Annotated in this window: 18 protein-coding genes; all 18 read left to right on the forward strand. The window is 68.5% G+C overall.

Annotation, left to right across the window (positions count from 1 at the left end; translation table 11 throughout):
* Positions 1-228: 228 nt before the first annotated feature.
* The 18 genes from ACFVQ0_RS13325 to ACFVQ0_RS13410 all read left to right on the forward strand — a co-directional run bounded on the left by ACFVQ0_RS13325 (position 229) and on the right by ACFVQ0_RS13410 (position 16,655).
* Complete coding sequence (locus ACFVQ0_RS13325; protein WP_390087377.1) at positions 229-1,329, forward strand: LCP family protein; 1,101 nt, start codon at positions 229-231, stop codon at positions 1,327-1,329.
* A gap of 155 nt (positions 1,330-1,484) precedes the next feature.
* Entirely contained in the window at positions 1,485-1,709 is a 225-nt protein-coding gene (rpmE, locus tag ACFVQ0_RS13330) for a 50S ribosomal protein L31 (protein ID WP_024490824.1), read from the forward strand.
* Positions 1,710-1,860: 151 nt separating this feature from the next.
* Positions 1,861-2,937 carry a peptide chain release factor 1 gene (prfA, locus tag ACFVQ0_RS13335; protein ID WP_073736888.1) on the forward strand — a complete coding sequence of 359 codons (1,077 nt, stop codon included), beginning with the start codon at positions 1,861-1,863 and terminating at the stop codon, positions 2,935-2,937.
* Between the two features lie 45 nt (positions 2,938-2,982).
* Positions 2,983-3,828, forward strand: coding sequence for a peptide chain release factor N(5)-glutamine methyltransferase (gene prmC / locus ACFVQ0_RS13340; protein WP_123461669.1), 846 nt, complete (start codon positions 2,983-2,985; stop codon positions 3,826-3,828).
* Positions 3,829-3,892: 64 nt separating this feature from the next.
* Positions 3,893-4,540: an L-threonylcarbamoyladenylate synthase gene (locus ACFVQ0_RS13345; RefSeq protein ID WP_390087380.1), complete on the forward strand. Its 648-nt coding sequence runs from the start codon at positions 3,893-3,895 to the stop codon at positions 4,538-4,540.
* Positions 4,537-5,178, forward strand: coding sequence for a protein-tyrosine-phosphatase (locus ACFVQ0_RS13350; RefSeq protein WP_390087382.1), 642 nt, complete (start codon positions 4,537-4,539; stop codon positions 5,176-5,178). Before ACFVQ0_RS13345 ends, ACFVQ0_RS13350 begins: the two co-directional genes overlap by 4 nt.
* A gap of 118 nt (positions 5,179-5,296) precedes the next feature.
* A complete protein-coding gene (glyA, locus tag ACFVQ0_RS13355; protein WP_390087384.1) occupies positions 5,297-6,550 on the forward strand; it encodes a serine hydroxymethyltransferase in 1,254 nt (417 codons plus the stop codon).
* A 115-nt stretch (positions 6,551-6,665) separates the two neighbouring features.
* Positions 6,666-8,054 carry an MraY family glycosyltransferase gene (locus ACFVQ0_RS13360; protein ID WP_390087386.1) on the forward strand — a complete coding sequence of 463 codons (1,389 nt, stop codon included), beginning with the start codon at positions 6,666-6,668 and terminating at the stop codon, positions 8,052-8,054.
* A gap of 259 nt (positions 8,055-8,313) precedes the next feature.
* Positions 8,314-8,757: a hypothetical protein gene (locus tag ACFVQ0_RS13365; RefSeq protein WP_390087388.1), complete on the forward strand. Its 444-nt coding sequence runs from the start codon at positions 8,314-8,316 to the stop codon at positions 8,755-8,757.
* Between the two features lie 210 nt (positions 8,758-8,967).
* Positions 8,968-9,804, forward strand: a complete 837-nt coding sequence (gene atpB / locus ACFVQ0_RS13370) for a F0F1 ATP synthase subunit A (protein WP_390087812.1) — start codon at positions 8,968-8,970, stop codon at positions 9,802-9,804.
* A 72-nt stretch (positions 9,805-9,876) separates the two neighbouring features.
* Positions 9,877-10,116 carry an ATP synthase subunit C gene (locus ACFVQ0_RS13375; RefSeq protein ID WP_055538220.1) on the forward strand — a complete coding sequence of 80 codons (240 nt, stop codon included), beginning with the start codon at positions 9,877-9,879 and terminating at the stop codon, positions 10,114-10,116.
* A gap of 41 nt (positions 10,117-10,157) precedes the next feature.
* Positions 10,158-10,700 carry a F0F1 ATP synthase subunit B gene (locus tag ACFVQ0_RS13380; RefSeq protein ID WP_390087390.1) on the forward strand — a complete coding sequence of 181 codons (543 nt, stop codon included), beginning with the start codon at positions 10,158-10,160 and terminating at the stop codon, positions 10,698-10,700.
* A complete protein-coding gene (locus tag ACFVQ0_RS13385) occupies positions 10,697-11,512 on the forward strand; it encodes a F0F1 ATP synthase subunit delta (protein WP_390087391.1) in 816 nt (271 codons plus the stop codon). The genes ACFVQ0_RS13380 and ACFVQ0_RS13385 overlap by 4 nt, the downstream gene beginning before the upstream one ends.
* 140 nt (positions 11,513-11,652) lie before the next feature.
* Positions 11,653-13,224, forward strand: coding sequence for a F0F1 ATP synthase subunit alpha (gene atpA, locus ACFVQ0_RS13390; RefSeq protein ID WP_390087392.1), 1,572 nt, complete (start codon positions 11,653-11,655; stop codon positions 13,222-13,224).
* Between the two features lie 3 nt (positions 13,225-13,227).
* Positions 13,228-14,142, forward strand: a complete 915-nt coding sequence (locus tag ACFVQ0_RS13395; RefSeq protein WP_390087394.1) for a F0F1 ATP synthase subunit gamma — start codon at positions 13,228-13,230, stop codon at positions 14,140-14,142.
* Positions 14,142-15,584: a F0F1 ATP synthase subunit beta gene (gene atpD, locus ACFVQ0_RS13400; protein ID WP_327339065.1), complete on the forward strand. Its 1,443-nt coding sequence runs from the start codon at positions 14,142-14,144 to the stop codon at positions 15,582-15,584. The genes ACFVQ0_RS13395 and atpD overlap by 1 nt, the downstream gene beginning before the upstream one ends.
* Positions 15,585-15,693: 109 nt before the next feature.
* The gene (locus ACFVQ0_RS13405) at positions 15,694-16,068 is read left to right on the forward strand and encodes a F0F1 ATP synthase subunit epsilon (protein WP_311303183.1); all 375 of its coding nucleotides are present in this window, start codon (positions 15,694-15,696) and stop codon (positions 16,066-16,068) included.
* Positions 16,069-16,208: 140 nt separating this feature from the next.
* A complete protein-coding gene (locus tag ACFVQ0_RS13410; protein WP_037777657.1) occupies positions 16,209-16,655 on the forward strand; it encodes a DUF2550 domain-containing protein in 447 nt (148 codons plus the stop codon).
* Positions 16,656-16,744: the final 89 nt, after the last annotated feature.

The following is a 16,744-nucleotide window of genomic DNA, read 5'->3' on the forward strand; positions in this document are numbered from 1 at the left end:
GAGCGGCCGCCCCGTGTTGCCTGTAACGGGCAAGAAACCGCAGGTGAACGCCGGGTCACCGGCTGCTCCCGGCCTCCGCCCGGCTCCCGCCCGAGGGCCCGGCGGCCACAGCGCGCTGTGCAACCCTTCTTGTCGCCGTGACGTCGTACCCAACAGGGACGACGCGGCACAGGACCCGCACACCGCAGCAGGGGGTAGCCGGGAGCAGCCGAGGGATCGAGGAGACGGATGACCGAGCAGAGCGGGAGCACAGGCCGAATACGGGCTACCGGCAAGCGCCGGAGGAAGCCGTCCCGCCGCCGCAGGGCGACCGTCATAGCCGCCTGGAGCCTGGCCGGACTGGTCGTCGTGGGCGGTGGCGGACTCGGTTACGCCTACTTCCAGCTCGACGGCAACCTCAAGGCCGTCGACATCAACAACGCCCTCGGGAAGAACCGCCCGCAGAACGTCGACAACGGCTCGGAGGACATCCTCGTCCTGGGTTCCGACTCCCGTTCCGGCGCGAACCAGAAGTACGGCGCCGACCAGGGCGGGGCCCGCTCCGACACCGCGATGGTCGTCCACGTCAACAAGGGCCACAAGAGCGCCAGTGTCGTCTCCATCCCCCGTGACACCCTCGTCACCAGGCCCGAGTGCAAGAGCGACGAGAGCGGCGCGGACGTCGCGGGCGAACAGCGCGCGATGTTCAACACGGCGTACGAGGTCGGCGGACCCGCCTGCGCGGTCAAGACCGTCGAGTCGATGTCCGGGATCCGGATGGACCACTACCTCGAAGTCGACTTCACCGGTTTCAAGAAGCTGATCGACAAGCTCGGCGGGGTCGAGATCACCACCAAGAAGGCGATCAACGACCCCAAGAGCCACCTGAACCTGGAACCGGGCACCCACACCCTCAACGGCGAGGAGTCGCTCGGCCTGGTCCGTACCCGGCACAGCGTCGGCGACGGCAGCGACCTCGGCCGCATCCAGCTCCAGCAGGCGTTCATCAAGGCGCTGATGGTGCAGGCGAAGAGCGTCGGCGTCCTCGACGGGACCAAGCTGTTCGGCCTCGCGGACACGGCGACCAAGGCCATCACGACCGACTCGGACCTCGGCTCGGTCAAGAAGCTCGCGGGCTTCGCCAACGGGCTCAAGGGCCTCGGCGCCCAGAACGTCCACATGGTGACCCTGCCGGTCGAGTACGACCCGGCGGACCCGAACCGCGTCATACCGCAGGAGAAGGCCGGACAGCAGGTGTGGACGGCGCTCCGGCACGATCTGCCGATCCCCGCGTCCGCCACCGAGAAGTCGGCGGGCGACAAGGGCGACGCGGGCGACATCGTCGGGTGACCCGGAGCGCCCGGGAACAGTCACGGGAATAGTTTCGGACAGACCCCGGTTTTGGGAGATACGGCCGGTCCTGGCAGACTGGTACGTCGGCCCCGGTTCACGGACACGCAATCCGCGCGTACGACCCGGAGCCCTCCCGAAACTAGGAGACACCCTTGAAGCGCGAGATCCACCCCCAGTACTTCGAGACCCAGGTCAGCTGCACCTGTGGCGCCTCGTTCACCACCCGGTCCACCCTGGACAGCGGCGCCATCCGTGCGGACGTCTGCTCCGAGTGCCACCCGTTCTACACGGGCAAGCAGAAGATCCTCGACACCGGTGGCCGTGTGGCCCGCTTCGAGGCCCGCTTCGGCAAGGCTGCCGGCTCCGCCAGCAAGTAGCGAGCCAACTGCGCCGGTTCTCGGCGCCCTCTTCCCGGGGGCGCCGAGACCGGCGTTTTTTCCGGCCGGGACACGGCATCCCCGTACCCCGCCCGGCAGGCATCCCGCCCGGCCGGCAGGCACGTCCAGCGAAGAAACCAGGAGCCCGAAGATGTTCGAGGCGGTCGAGGAACTGATCGGCGAACAGTCCGATCTTGAGAAGAAGCTCGCGGACCCCGCGGTCCACGCCGACCAGGCCAACGCGCGCAAGCTCAACAAGCGCTACGCCGAGCTGACCCCGATCGTCGCCACGTACCGCTCCTGGAAGCAGACCGGCGAGGACATCGAGACGGCCCGCGAGTTCGCCGCCGACGACCCCGACTTCGCCGCCGAGGTCAAGGACCTGGAGAAGGAGCGCGAGGAGCTCACCGAGAAGCTCCGCCTCCTGCTCGTACCCCGTGACCCCAGCGACGACAAGGACGTGCTCCTGGAGATCAAGGCGGGCGCGGGCGGCGACGAGTCCGCCCTGTTCGCCGGCGATCTGCTGCGCATGTACCTGCGCTACGCCGAGCGCGTCGGCTGGAAGACCGAGATCATCGACTCCACCGAGTCCGAGCTCGGCGGCTACAAGGACGTCCAGGTCGCCGTCAAGACCAAGGGCGGCAACGGAGCCACGGAGCCCGGCCAGGGCGTCTGGGCCCGGATGAAGTACGAGGGCGGCGTGCACCGCGTGCAGCGGGTGCCCTCCACCGAGTCCCAGGGCCGCATCCACACCTCCGCCGCCGGAGTGCTGGTCACGCCCGAGGCCGAGGAGGTCGACGTCGAGATCCACGCCAACGACCTGCGGATCGACGTCTACCGCTCCTCCGGGCCCGGCGGCCAGTCCGTCAACACGACGGACTCCGCCGTCCGCATCACGCACCTGCCCACCGGCGTCGTCGCCTCCTGCCAGAACGAGAAGAGCCAGCTCCAGAACAAGGAGCAGGCCATGCGCATCCTGCGCTCGCGGCTGCTGGCCGCCGCCCAGGAGGCCGCGGAGCAGGAAGCCTCCGACGTACGGCGCAGCCAGGTGCGCACGGTCGACCGCTCCGAGAAGATCCGCACCTACAACTTCCCGGAAAACCGCATCTCGGACCACCGCGTCGGCTTCAAGGCGTACAACTTGGACCAGGTGCTCGACGGTGACCTGAACGCCGTGATCCAGGCCTGCGTCGACGCCGACTCCGCCGCGAAGCTCGCCGCCGCGTAAGCTCCACCACCCCGCACCGCTCGTGAACCTGTACGGAGAACCGCGATGAACCTGCTGCTCGCCGAGGTGGCCCAGGCCACCCAGCGGCTGGCCGACGCCGGTGTGCCTTCGCCGAGATTCGACGCGGAGGAACTCGCCGCGTTCGTGCACGGCGTCAAGCGGGGCGAGCTGCACAACGTGCCGGACGCCGACTTCGACGCCCGCTACTGGGAGACCATCGCCCGGCGCGAGGCCCGCGAACCGCTCCAGCACATCACCGGACGTGCCTTCTTCCGCTACCTGGAGCTCCAGGTCGGGCCGGGTGTCTTCGTGCCCCGGCCCGAGACCGAATCGGTCGTCGGCTGGGCGATAGACGCCGTCCGTGCGATGGACGTCGTCGAGCCGCTGATCGTCGACCTGTGCACCGGATCGGGCGCCATCGCCCTCGCCATGGCCCAGGAGGTGCCGCGCTCGCGCGTGCACGCCGTGGAGCTGTCCGAGGACGCCCTCAAATGGACCAGGAAGAACGCCGAGGACTCCAGGGTCACCGTGCACCGCGGAGACGCTCTGACGGCCCTTCCCGAGCTCGACGGACAGGTCGACCTGGTCATCTCCAACCCGCCGTACATCCCGCTCACCGAATGGGAGTACGTGGCGCCGGAGGCCCGCGACCACGACCCGCAGATGGCGCTCTTCTCCGGTGAGGACGGCCTCGACACCATCCGGGGCATCGAACGCACCGCCCACCGGCTCCTGCGCCCCGGCGGCCTCGTCGTCATCGAGCACGCCGACACCCAGGGCGGCCAGGTGCCGTGGATCTTCACAGAGGAACGGGGCTGGGCCGACGCGGCCGATCACCCCGACCTGAACAACCGCCCCCGTTTCGCCACGGCCCGCAAGGCCATGCCGTGACCGGCGGACACCATACGCACGACCCGTACCAGCCCTACCCGTACATGCTTGAGGAGGCCGGCTGATGGCACGGCGATACGACTGCAACGACGCGACCGACCGTACGACGGGTCTGCGTGAGGCCGCGTCCGCCGTCCGCCGCGGCGAACTGGTCGTGCTGCCCACCGACACGGTGTACGGGATCGGTGCGGACGCCTTCGGCGCGGAGGCGGTCGGGGACCTGCTGGAGGCCAAGGGGCGCGGCCGCAACATGCCGTCCCCTGTCCTGATCGGCTCCCCGAACACCCTGCACGGTCTGGTCACCGACTTCTCCGAGCAGGCCTGGGAGCTCGTCGACGCGTTCTGGCCCGGCGCCCTCACCCTTGTCGCGAAGCACCAGCCGTCCCTCCAGTGGGACCTCGGGGAGACCCGCGGCACCGTCGCGATCCGGATGCCGCTGCACCCGGTCGCCATCGAGCTGCTCACCGAGGTCGGCCCGATGGCCGTCTCCAGCGCCAACCTCACCGGACACCCCTCGCCCGAGGACTGCGACGCCGCCCAGGAGATGCTCGGCGACTCCGTCTCCGTCTACCTCGACGGCGGTCCGACCCCGGGCATCGTCCCGTCCTCGATCGTCGACGTCACCGGCAGGGTGCCGGTCCTGCTGCGCGCCGGCGCGCTCTCCGCGGAGGAGCTGCGCAAGGTGGTTCCCGACCTTGAGGTGGCCAATTGACCGCCCCTGAGGGGCGTGGCATAGCGGGCCGGACCGACACTTTCCGCATCCTCCACGTCAGCACCGGCAACGTCTGCCGCTCACCGATCACCGAGCGGCTGACCCGGCACGCCCTCGTGGACCGCCTCGGTGACCCGCTCCAGGGCGGCCTGATCGTGGAGAGTGCCGGCACCTGGGGGCACGAGGGTGCCCCGATGGAGGCCAACGCCGAGGTCGTCCTCGCGGACTTCGGCGCCGACGCCACCGGCTTCGTCGGCCGTGAGCTGCTGGACGAGCACGTGATCCGTGCCGACCTGGTGCTCACCGCCACCCGCGACCACCGGGCCCAGGTCATCTCGATGGGGCACTCGGCCGGTCTGCGGACCTTCACCCTCAAGGAGTTCACCCGGCTGGTCCGGGCGATAGACCACGCGACGCTGCCCGACGCCAAGGACGAGGGCGTCGTCGAGCGCGCCCGCGCGCTGGTCCGCGCCGCCGCCGCGCTGCGCGGCTGGCTGCTGGCACCGACCGCGGAGGCCGACGAGGTGTACGACCCGTACGGCGCCCCGATCACGTTCTTCCGGTCCATCGGCGACGAGATCAACCAGGCCCTGGAGCCGGTCGTCACCGCGCTGACCGGCGTATCGACCCCGCGCTGACCGGCGCGGGGTCCCAACGGGCGTACCCAGGGGCGTGACAGCGGGCAGCGGGCCCGTCCCGGGCCTACATTGGAGCTGAGCTGTTGTCAGCGCACTCCTCCCAGGCCCGGAGCCCCCGATGCCGGTCACCGCTTCCGCCGCACCACCGGCCACCCTGCCGCAAGACTTCGGCGCCCTGCGCCGGGAGGACCCCGAGATCGCGGACGTGCTGCTGGCGGAGCTGGGCCGGCAGTCCGGCACGCTCCAGCTGACCGCCGCGGAGAACTTCACCTCGCCCGCGGTCCTCGCCGCCCTGGGCTCGCCGCTCGCCAACAAGTACGCGGAGGGCTACCCCGGCAGACGCCACCACGGCGGCTGCGAACAGGCGGACGCCGCCGAGCGCATCGCCGTCCGCCGCGCCACCTCCCTCTTCGGCGCCGAGCACGCCAACGTCCAGCCGCACTCCGGCTCCTCCGCCGTCCTCGCGGCGTACGCGGCGCTGCTGCGCCCCGGCGACACGGTGCTCGCGATGGGACTCCCGTACGGCGGACACCTCACCCACGGCTCACCCGCCAACTTCTCCGGCCGCTGGTTCGAGTTCATCGGCTACGGGGTGGACGCCGGGAGCGGACTGATCGACTACGAGCAGGTCCGCACCCTGGCCCGCACCCATCGCCCCAAGGCCATCGTCAGCGGCTCCATCTCCTACCCGCGCCACCCGGACCACGCGAGGTTCCGCGAGATCGCCGACGAGGTCGGCGCCTACCTCATCGCCGACGCCGCGCACCCGATGGGGCTCATCGCCGGGGGAGCGGCGCCGAACCCCGTCCCGTACGCGGACGTCGTCTGCGCCACCACGCACAAGGTGCTGCGCGGACCGCGCGGCGGCATGATCCTGTGCGGCGCGGAGCTGGCCGAGCGGATCGACCGGGCGGTCTTCCCCTTCACCCAGGGCGGCGCCCAGATGCACACGGTGGCCGCGAAGGCCGTCGCCTTCCACGAGGCGGGGACCCCGGCCTTCGCCGCGTACGCACATCGTGTGGTCTCCCACGCCCGGGTCCTCGCCGCCGGACTGGCCGCGGAGGGCTTCGACGTCACCACCGGCGGCACGGACACCCACCTGATCGTCGCGGACCCGGCCCCGCTCGGCGTGGACGGCCCCACCGCCCGCACCCGGCTGGCCGCCGCAGGCCTGGTGCTGGACACCTGCGCCCTTCCGTACGGAGACGCCCGCGGCATCAGGCTCGGCACCGCCGCCGTCACCACCCAGGGCATGGACGAAGCCGCCATGGCCCGGCTCGCGGCGCTGTTCGGCGCCGCTGTACGGGAGGAGGGCGACGTTCTCGCGGACGTCCGGGAACTGGCGGCGAAATTCCCGCCGTACGCGGTGTGACATGGGTTGTATGTCCTGAATGGGGCTGGCTCGTGCAACCATCGCGGGTAGCTCCGTGTCCTCAACCATGAGGCCGACATAGTTAAGGTGTGGGCTGAGATGGCCGGCGATAGTTGTGGGGCAGCCCGTGCGTGATTACCTGCTGACGCTCTGTGTCACGGCAGCGGTGACCTACCTGCTCACCGGCCCGGTGCGTAAGTTCGCCATCGCGATCGGGGCGATGCCCGCGATCCGGGCGCGCGACGTCCACCGTGAACCGACACCGAGGCTCGGCGGCATCGCGATGTTCGGCGGGCTCTGCGCCGGGCTGATCGTCGCCGATCACCTGGCCAACCTCGACAGCGTCTTCGACCTCTCCAGCGAACCCCGCGCGCTGCTCTCCGGGGCGGCCCTGATCTGGCTGATCGGGGTCCTGGACGACAAGTTCGAGATCGACGCCCTGATCAAGCTGGGCGGCCAGATGATCGCCGCGGCGGTCATGGTCCTCCAGGGCCTGACGATCCTGTGGCTGCCGATCCCCGGCGTCGGTACCGTCGCCCTCACCCAGTGGCAGGGCACGCTGCTCACGGTCGCGCTGGTGGTCATCACGATCAACGCGGTGAACTTCGTCGACGGGCTCGACGGCCTGGCGGCCGGCATGGTCCTCATCGCGTCGGCCGCGTTCTTCCTCTACACGTACCGGCTCTGGTACGGACACATGATCGAGGCGGCCGCTCCGGCGACGCTCTTCACGGCGATCCTGATGGGCATGTGCCTCGGCTTCCTGCCGCACAACATGCATCCGGCCCGGATCTTCATGGGCGATTCCGGCTCGATGCTGATCGGCCTGGTGCTGGCCGCCGGCGCGATCTCGGTGACCGGCCAGGTCGACCCGGACACCATGAAGATCTTCGAGGGCAGCGAGCGGCAGGCGACCCACGCGATGCTGCCGGTCTTCATCCCGCTGCTGCTGCCGCTCACCATCATCGCGATCCCGGCGGCCGACCTGGTGCTGGCGATCGTGCGGCGCACCTGGAACGGCCAGTCGCCGTTCGCCGCCGACCGGGGGCACCTGCACCACCGGCTGCTGGAGATCGGCCACTCGCACAGCCGCTCCGTGCTGATCATGTACTTCTGGTCGGCCCTGATCGCGTTCGGCGCGGTCGGCTACTCCGTGCACTCGGCGTCCATGTGGATCGTCCTGGTGATCGTGGGTCTGAGCGCGCTCGGCCTGATCCTGCTGCTGATGCCGCGCTTCACCCCGCGTGCCCCGCTGTGGGCGCAGCGCATCGTGCCGCCGCGTTACCGGCGCCGGCGCCGCCCGGCCGGGGAGCCGGCGGCGTCCGAGGGCGGGGCGGAGCGCCAACAGGGGCCGCTGGATGCCGAGATGGAGTCAGAGCGGCAAGAGGAGGCCGCCGCGCGGGCCCCGATCGCGGCAGGAGTCTCGGGCGTCAACGGAGCGACCGCCATTGGCCCCCGTTCGCGCTTCGCGGACCGGCGCAAGGCGGATTCCACGCGTCGATAATTCGGTCATCGCGGGTCATTACCAGACAAGGTGTCGAGTTGTCTCGCTCACACGCGTCAAGTAACTCTCACGTGTGACAGCAACCACACTTTCTTGGTAAAGACCTCATCAAATAGTTTGTGATACCGTTCACGAACCCGGTGTCAGAGCCGAAGGACCTGAGTAGCGCGGTCCCTTGGCCCCGAGGCATCGACTCGGACCGGGCCTACGCTCGTCCATGACGACACACTGCCGACCCCCAGCAAGCGGAGCTGCCGCCATGCCGTCCAACGATGTCCGGACTCTCTTCCAAGTCGCCGTACCCACTGCTGTCGCCGGCGCTGTCGCCGCCGCGATCGCCGGTGGCGTCGCCGGTGGCAAGGGGGCCCTGGGCGCGGTCGTTGCGACGATCGTGGTCATCCTCTTCATGGGCATCGGACTGGTGGTTCTGCAGCGGACCGCCAAGTCCCTGCCCCACCTGTTCCAGGCGATGGGGCTGATGCTGTACACGGCTCAGCTGCTCCTGCTGTTCATTTTCGTCGCCGTGTTCAAGAACACCACGATGTTCAACCCGAAGGCGTTCGCGATCACCCTGGTCGTGACGACACTCGCGTGGATCGGTGCACAGGCGCGTGCGCACATGAAGGCCAAGATCCTTTACGTCGAGCCCGAGTCGAACTCCGACAAGAGTGAGAAGCCCAAGAACACTGGGTCCAGGTCGTGAAGGGTAGGGGCGGGATAAGGGTGAGTTCAGGACCCTGCTATCGTCCGGTTTCAACTGCGGCACCGCGGGCGCGGGCATACGAGCTGACGCCTGCTCGATCGCGAGGCTCAATGCCTGACTGCCGCTCACACATCCGAAACACCAGTCCAGTGCCGAACCGCGGCTGCGCGCCGCGCCGACACAACGAGGTTGCCGTACCTATGCGCCACGCTGAAGGAGCCCGCGGTGAGTGCTGACCCGACACAGGTGCTCGCCTTCGAGACCGATTGCCACATCTTCTCCGGTTGTGGTTTCCCGGCACCCGGCCTGCACTCGTTCCTGTTCGAGCCCATCTGGGGCGACGCGGACAGCAACCTGTACTTCAACAAGCCGATGCTGCTGGCCCTGCTCGGCTCGATCATCATCGTCGGCTTCTTCTGGGCGGCCTTCCGCAAGCCGAAGATCGTCCCGGGCAAGCTGCAGATGGTCGCCGAGACGGGATACGACTTCATCCGCCGCGGCATCGTCTACGAGACGATCGGCAAGCGTGAGGGCGAGAAGTACGTCCCGCTCGTCGTCTCGCTGTTCTTCTTCGTCTGGATGATGAACCTCTGGTCGATCATTCCGGTCGCCCAGTTCCCGGTGACCTCGATCATCGCGTACCCCGCGGTGCTCGCGGCGATCGTCTACATCGTCTGGGTCAGCCTGACGTTCAAGCGCCACGGCTTCGTCGGGGCGTTCAAGAACTTCACTGGCTACGACAAGTCGCTGGGCTCGGTTGCCTATCTCGCGGCGTTCATCGAGCTGTTCTCTAACCTGCTTGTTCGCCCGTTCACCCACGCGGTCCGACTGTTTGCCAACATGTTTGCCGGGCACACTCTGCTGCTGCTCTTCACGCTCGCCAGCTGGTACCTGCTGAACGGCATCGGCTTTGCCTACGCAGGCGTCTCGTTCGTGATGACGATCGTGATGACTGCGTTCGAACTCTTCGTGCAGGCGCTTCAGGCCTACGTCTTCGTGCTCCTGACCTGCACCTACATCCAGGGCGCGCTCGCAGAGAACCACTGAGTCCGCTCGAAAACCCGCTACTCGTCCGGTGGCCAACCCCCACCGGTTCTTGAAAGAGAAGGAAGAACTGGCATGTCTTCGACCCTTGCCGCTGTCACCGGCGACCTGAAGGCTCTCGGCTCCATCGGTTACGGCCTGGCGGCCATCGGCCCCGGCGTCGGCGTCGGCATCATCTTCGGTAACGGCACCCAGGCTCTCGCCCGTCAGCCCGAGGCTGCCGGTCTCATCCGTGCCAACCAGATCCTCGGTTTCGCCTTCTGCGAGGCGCTCGCACTCATCGGTCTGGTCATGCCGTTCGTCTACGGCTCCTGATCCACGGATCCAGACAAGCCCCCTAGACGAAAGGCACTGATGTGAGCCAGATGCTTACGATCGCGGCGGAGACGGAAAATCCGCTCATCCCCCCGATCCCCGAGCTCGTCATCGGCCTCATCGCCTTTGTCATCGTCTTCGGCTTCCTCGCCAAGAAGCTCCTCCCGAACATCAACAAGGTTCTGGAAGAGCGTCGCGAGGCCATCGAAGGCGGTATCGAGAAGGCCGATGCGGCGCAGACCGAGGCCCAGAGCGTTCTTGAGCAGTACAAGGCTCAGCTCGCCGAAGCCCGTCACGAAGCCGCTCGTATGCGCCAGGAGGCGCAGGAGCAGGGTTCCGTGATCCTGCAGGAGATGCGGGCGGAAGGCCAGCGCCAGCGCGAGGAGATCGTCGCTGCGGGCCACGCCCAGATCGAGGCCGACCGCAAGGCGGCGGCGTCCGCGCTGCGTCAGGACGTGGGCAAGCTCGCCACCGACCTGGCCGGCAAGCTCGTCGGCGAGTCCCTTGAGGACCACGCCCGGCAGAGTGGCACCGTCGACCGTTTCCTCGACGAGCTTGAGGCGAAGGCCGAGGCCGTCCGATGAACGGCGCGAGCCGCGAAGCACTGGCTGCCGCGCGTGAGCGCCTCGACGCACTGACCGACAGCACGTCGGTCGACGCGGCGAAGCTCGCCGAGGACCTGGCCGGCGTCACGGCGCTGCTGCACCGCGAGGTGTCGCTGCGCCGGGTCCTGACCGACCCGGCCCAGGCCGGCGAGGCACGGGCCGAGCTGGCCGGGCGCCTGCTGCGCGGCCAGGTGGGCGGCGAAGCCGTCGATCTGGTCTCCGGCATGGTCCGCTCGCGCTGGTCGCAGTCCCGCGACCTGGTCGACTCGGTCGAGGAGCTGGCGAACACCGCAGACCTCACCGCCGCCCAGCGCTCCGGAGACCTCGACGACGTCGAGGACGAGCTGTTCCGGTTCGGCCGGATCGTCGCCTCCGACCCGGCGCTGCGCGCCGCGCTCACCAGCCGGACCGCGACCACCGCCGCCAAGAGCGAGCTGCTGCGCAGCCTGCTCGGCGGAAAGTCGCGGCCCACGACCGAGCGCGTCATCGTGCGGCTTGTCACCCAGCCTCGGGGACGTAGCCTGGAAGAGGGACTCGACTCCCTCTCCAAGCTCGCCGCGGAGCGCCGTGACCGCATGGTCGCGATCGTCACCTCGGCAGTGCCGCTGAGCGATCGGCAGAAGCAGCGCCTCGGCGCGGCCCTGGCGAAGATCTACGGCCGGTCGATGCACCTGAACCTCGACGTGGACCCCGAGGTCCTCGGCGGAGTCACGGTGCGGGTCGGTGACGAGGTCCTCAACGGCACCATCGCCGAGCGCCTCGACGAGGCGACGCGGCGGATGGCCGGCTGACCCAGCCCGGCGCAGTAACAGAGACAGAGCAAGACCAGCGGCCCGGTTGGGCCGTGCAGAAATTGCAGAAGATTCCTGGGGGTCGGCCCCCAGACCCCCTTAAGAAACTTCGGGCCCAACAAGGAGAGCAGGGAACCCAGATGGCGGAGCTCACGATCCGGCCGGAGGAGATCCGGGACGCGCTGGAGAACTTTGTCCAGTCGTACAAGCCGGACGCGGCCTCGCGCGAGGAGGTCGGTACGGTCAGCGTTGCCGGCGACGGCATCGCGAAGGTGGAGGGCCTGCCCTCCGCCATGGCGAACGAGCTGCTGAAGTTCGAGGACGGCACCCTCGGTCTCGCCCTCAACCTTGAGGAGCGCGAGATCGGTGCGATCGTCCTCGGCGAGTTCAACGGGATCGAGGAGGGCCAGCCGGTGCAGCGCACCGGTGAGGTGCTCTCCGTCGGCGTCGGCGAGGGCTACCTCGGCCGCGTCGTCGACCCGCTCGGCAACCCGATCGACGGACTCGGCGAGATCGCGACCGACGGTCGCCGCGCGCTTGAGCTGCAGGCCCCTGGCGTCATGGTCCGTAAGTCGGTGCACGAGCCGATGCAGACCGGCTACAAGGCCGTCGACGCCATGGTGCCGATCGGCCGGGGTCAGCGTCAGCTGATCATCGGCGACCGTCAGACGGGTAAGACCGCGCTGGCCGTCGACACGATCATCAACCAGCGTGACAACTGGCGCTCGGGCGACGTGAACAAGCAGGTGCGCTGCATCTACGTCGCCATCGGTCAGAAGGGCTCCACCATCGCCTCCGTGCGCGGTGCCCTCGAAGAGGCCGGCGCGCTTGAGTACACGACCATCGTCGCCGCCCCGGCGTCCGACCCGGCCGGCTTCAAGTACCTGGCGCCGTACACCGGTTCGGCCATCGGCCAGCACTGGATGTACCAGGGCAAGCACGTCCTGATCATTTTCGACGACCTCTCGAAGCAGGCCGACGCGTACCGCGCCGTATCGCTTCTGCTGCGCCGTCCGCCGGGCCGCGAGGCCTACCCGGGCGACGTCTTCTACCTGCACTCGCGTCTGCTGGAGCGCTGCGCCAAGCTCTCCGACGAGATGGGTGCCGGTTCGATGACGGGCCTCCCGATCGTCGAGACCAAGGCGAACGACGTGTCGGCGTTCATCCCGACCAACGTCATCTCCATCACCGACGGCCAGTGCTTCCTGGAGTCCGACCTGTTCAACGCCGGCCAGCGTCCGGCCCTGAACGTCGGTATCTCGGTCTCGCGTGTCGGTGGCTCCGCCCAGCACAAGGCCATGAAGCAGGTTTCCGGCCGGCTCCGCGTGGACCTCGCCCAGTACCGCGAGCTGGAGGCGTTCGCCGCCTTCGGTTCCGACCTGGACGCGGCCTCGAAGGCCTCGCTGGAACGCGGTAAGCGCATGGTCGAGCTGCTGAAGCAGCCGCAGTACGCCCCGATCCCGGTCGAGGAGCAGGTCGTCTCGGTCTGGGCCGGCACCACGGGCAAGATGGACGACGTCCCGGTCGAGGACATCCGCCGCTTCGAGAGCGAGCTGCTGGAGTACCTGCGCCGCGAGCGCAAGGAGCTCCTGACCAGCATCGTCGAGGGCGGCAAGATGTCCGACGACACGCTGCAGTCGATCGCCGACGCGGTCGCCGCCTTCAAGCAGCAGTTCGAGACCTCGGACGGCAAGCTTCTGGGCGAGGGCTGATAGATGGGCGCTCAGCTTCGCGTTTACAAGCGCCGCATCCGCTCCGTCACCGCCACGAAGAAGATCACCAAGGCGATGGAGATGATCGCCGCCTCGCGCATCGTCAAGGCGCAGCGCAAGGTGGCGGCCTCGATGCCGTACGCCACCGAGCTGAATCGTGCGGTCACCGCGGTGGCGACCGGCTCCACCACCAAGCACCCGCTGACCACCGAGGCCGAGTCCCCGGCACGGGCCGCGATCCTGCTCGTCACGAGCGACCGCGGTCTGGCCGGCGGTTACTCCTCCAACGCCATCAAGGCCGCGGAGCAGCTGACCGAGCGGCTGCGCGGTGAGGGCAAGGAGGTCGACACGTATGTGATCGGCCGCAAGGGTGTCGCCTACTACAACTTCCGCGAGCGCAAGATCGTGGAGTCGTGGACAGGCTTCACCGACAGCCCGACGTACGCGGATGCGAAGCGGGCGGCCGCCCCGATGATCGAGGCGGTCACCAAGGAGACCGCCGAGGGCGGCGTGGACGAGCTGCACATCGTCTTCACCGAGTTCGTCTCGATGATGACGCAGAACCCGGTGGACAACCGGATGCTGCCGCTCAGTCTCGACCTCACGAAGGACGAGGACGGCAAGGGAGAGATCCTGCCGCTGTTCGACTTCGAGCCGTCGGCGGAGGACGTCCTGGACGCCCTGCTTCCGCGGTACGTCGAGAGCCGGATCTACAACGCGCTGCTGCAGGCCGCTGCTTCCGAGCACGCTGCCCGCCGCCGCGCGATGAAGTCGGCCACCGACAACGCCGGGGAGCTCGTCAAGAGCCTCTCCCGGCTTGCCAACGCGGCCCGCCAGGCCGAAATCACCCAGGAAATCAGCGAGATCGTCGGTGGTGCCAGTGCGCTGGCCGACGCGACCGCGGGGAGTGACAAGTAATGACGACCACAGTTGAGACGGCCGTTGCCACGGGCCGCGTCGCCCGGGTCATCGGCCCGGTCGTCGACGTGGAGTTCCCCGTCGACGCGATGCCGGAGATCTACAACGCGCTGACCGTCGAGGTGGCCGACCCGGCCGAGGACGGCAAGATCAAGGTCCTGACGCTTGAGGTCGCCCAGCACCTCGGCGACGGCGTGATCCGTGCCATCTCGATGCAGCCCACCGACGGTCTGGTCCGCCAGGCCCCGGTGACGGACACGGGCACCGGCATCACGGTGCCGGTCGGCGAGATGACCAAGGGCAAGGTGTTCAACACCCTCGGTCAGATCCTGAACAAGCCCGAGGCCGAGGCCGAGGTCACCGAGCGCTGGCCGATCCACCGCAAGGCCCCGGCCTTCGACCAGCTTGAGTCGAAGACCGAGATGTTCGAGACCGGCGTCAAGGTCATCGACCTTCTCACCCCGTACGTCAAGGGTGGAAAGATCGGTCTGTTCGGTGGTGCCGGTGTCGGCAAGACCGTTCTGATCCAGGAAATGATCTACCGCGTCGCCAACAACCACGACGGTGTGTCGGTGTTCGCGGGCGTCGGTGAGCGTACCCGTGAGGGCAACGACCTCATCGAGGAGATGGCCGAGTCCGGCGTCATCGACAAGACGGCGCTTGTCTTCGGTCAGATGGACGAGCCGCCGGGCACCCGTCTCCGGGTCGCGCTGGCCGGTCTGACCATGGCGGAGTACTTCCGCGATGTGATGAAGCAGGACGTGCTCTTCTTCATCGACAACATCTTCCGGTACACCCAGGCCGGCTCCGAGGTGTCCACCCTGCTCGGCCGTATGCCGTCCGCGGTGGGTTACCAGCCGAACCTGGCCGACGAGATGGGTCTCCTCCAGGAGCGCATCACGTCGACCCGTGGTCACTCGATCACCTCGATGCAGGCGATCTACGTCCCCGCGGACGACCTGACCGACCCGGCTCCGGCCACCACCTTCGCCCACCTCGACGCGACGACGGTTCTCTCCCGTCCGATCTCCGAGAAGGGCATCTACCCGGCCGTGGACCCGCTGGACTCCACGTCCCGGATCCTGGACCCGCGCTACATCGCGAAGGACCACTACGACACCGCCATGCGGGTCAAGGGAATCCTTCAGAAGTACAAGGACCTCCAGGACATCATCGCCATTCTCGGAATGGACGAGCTCGGCGAGGAGGACAAGCTCACCGTCTTCCGCGCCCGTCGCATCGAGCGCTTCCTGTCGCAGAACACCCACGTCGCCAAGCAGTTCACCGGCGTGGACGGTTCGGACGTTCCGCTCGACGAGTCGATCGCCGCGTTCAACTCGATCGCCGACGGTGAGTACGACCACTTCCCCGAGCAGGCGTTCTTCATGTGCGGTGGCATTGAGGACCTCAAGGCCAACGCCAAGGAGCTCGGCGTCTCCTGAGCCTCCGGCTCACCGAGGGGGACGGGTGCGTCCCGTCCCCCTCACCACGCCCCGTAGAATTGACCCAACACCCGGCATGACCGCCGGGTGGTGACCCGAGGAGCCACCCTTGGCTGCTGAGCTGCACGTCGAGCTGGTCGCGGCGGACCGTAGTGTCTGGTCCGGCGAGGCCACCCTGGTCGTCGCGCGCACCACGTCCGGCGACATCGGCGTCATGCCCGGTCACCAGCCGCTTCTGGGTGTGCTGGAATCGGGCCCGGTGACGATCCGTACGAGCGATGGCTCCACTGTCATCGCCGCGGTGCACGGCGGTTTCATCTCGTTCGCGGACAACAAGCTCTCGCTGCTGGCGGAGATCGCCGAGCTGGCGGACGAGATCGATGTCGAGCGCGCGGAGCGTGCGCTGGAGCGTGCGAAGTCGGACACGGACGGCGCCGCCGAGCGCCGCGCCGATGTGCGACTGCGTGCGGTGGCGGTGCACTAGCCACCCCGCGAAATGGCTTTACCCTCAGCCGCGGCCCGAGCTGGAGACCTCTCCAGACCGTGTCGCGGCTGAGGCGATGCAGGTGCAGGTGAAGTTCGGGCGGTATCCGTTTACTCGACGACGCGAGGAGGTCGGTGGAGATGTTCCTCGCGCTGTGGGTGGGCGGGCTGGTCGTCGCACTGGTCGCGGTTGGTCTCTTCGTCTTCGGTCTGCGCCGGCGGCTGATTCAGCGCTCCGGCGGGACCTTCGACTGCAGCCTGCGCTGGAATGTGCCCGTGGAGCCCGACCTCTCGGGCAAGGGCTGGGTGTACGGCGTCGCCCGGTACAGCGGCGACAAGGTGAACTGGTTCCGGGTCTTCAGCTACTCCCCGCGTCCGCGCCGGGTGCTGGAGCGTTCCGCGATCGAGGTCGTCGCCCGCCGGATGCCGGAGGGCGAGGAGGAGCTCGCGCTTCTCTCCGACGCCATCGTGCTCGGCTGTCTCCACCGGGAGACCCGCCTTGAGCTGGCGATGAGCGAGGACGCGCTGACCGGTTTCCTCGCCTGGCTGGAGGCGGCACCGCCCGGCCAGCGAGTCAATGTGGCCTGAGGCCGCACCGCACACACACGAAAACCGGGGAGACAGGGGGCGGACCTGTCTCCCCGGTGCTTTTCGGGGTTACGCGCTGAACGGTGCGG

It is taken from the genome of Streptomyces sp. NPDC057900 (assembly GCF_042887885.1).
Classification (GTDB): Bacteria; Actinomycetota; Actinomycetes; order Streptomycetales; family Streptomycetaceae; genus Streptomyces.

Excerpts from the sequence above, each read along its gene's own strand:
- ACFVQ0_RS13325 (WP_390087377.1), top strand. The coding sequence starts at position 229 with ATGACCGAGCAGAGCGGGAGCACAGGCCGAATACGGGCTACCGGCAAG.
- prfA (WP_073736888.1), top strand. The coding sequence starts at position 1,861 with ATGTTCGAGGCGGTCGAGGAACTGATCGGCGAACAGTCCGATCTTGAG.
- prmC (WP_123461669.1), top strand. The coding sequence starts at position 2,983 with ATGAACCTGCTGCTCGCCGAGGTGGCCCAGGCCACCCAGCGGCTGGCC.
- ACFVQ0_RS13345 (WP_390087380.1), top strand. The coding sequence starts at position 3,893 with ATGGCACGGCGATACGACTGCAACGACGCGACCGACCGTACGACGGGT.
- glyA (WP_390087384.1), top strand. The coding sequence starts at position 5,297 with ATGCCGGTCACCGCTTCCGCCGCACCACCGGCCACCCTGCCGCAAGAC.
- ACFVQ0_RS13365 (WP_390087388.1), top strand. The coding sequence starts at position 8,314 with ATGCCGTCCAACGATGTCCGGACTCTCTTCCAAGTCGCCGTACCCACT.
- ACFVQ0_RS13375 (WP_055538220.1), top strand. The coding sequence starts at position 9,877 with ATGTCTTCGACCCTTGCCGCTGTCACCGGCGACCTGAAGGCTCTCGGC.
- ACFVQ0_RS13385 (WP_390087391.1), top strand. The coding sequence starts at position 10,697 with ATGAACGGCGCGAGCCGCGAAGCACTGGCTGCCGCGCGTGAGCGCCTC.
- atpA (WP_390087392.1), top strand. The coding sequence starts at position 11,653 with ATGGCGGAGCTCACGATCCGGCCGGAGGAGATCCGGGACGCGCTGGAG.
- ACFVQ0_RS13395 (WP_390087394.1), top strand. The coding sequence starts at position 13,228 with ATGGGCGCTCAGCTTCGCGTTTACAAGCGCCGCATCCGCTCCGTCACC.
- atpD (WP_327339065.1), top strand. The coding sequence starts at position 14,142 with ATGACGACCACAGTTGAGACGGCCGTTGCCACGGGCCGCGTCGCCCGG.
- ACFVQ0_RS13410 (WP_037777657.1), top strand. The coding sequence starts at position 16,209 with ATGTTCCTCGCGCTGTGGGTGGGCGGGCTGGTCGTCGCACTGGTCGCG.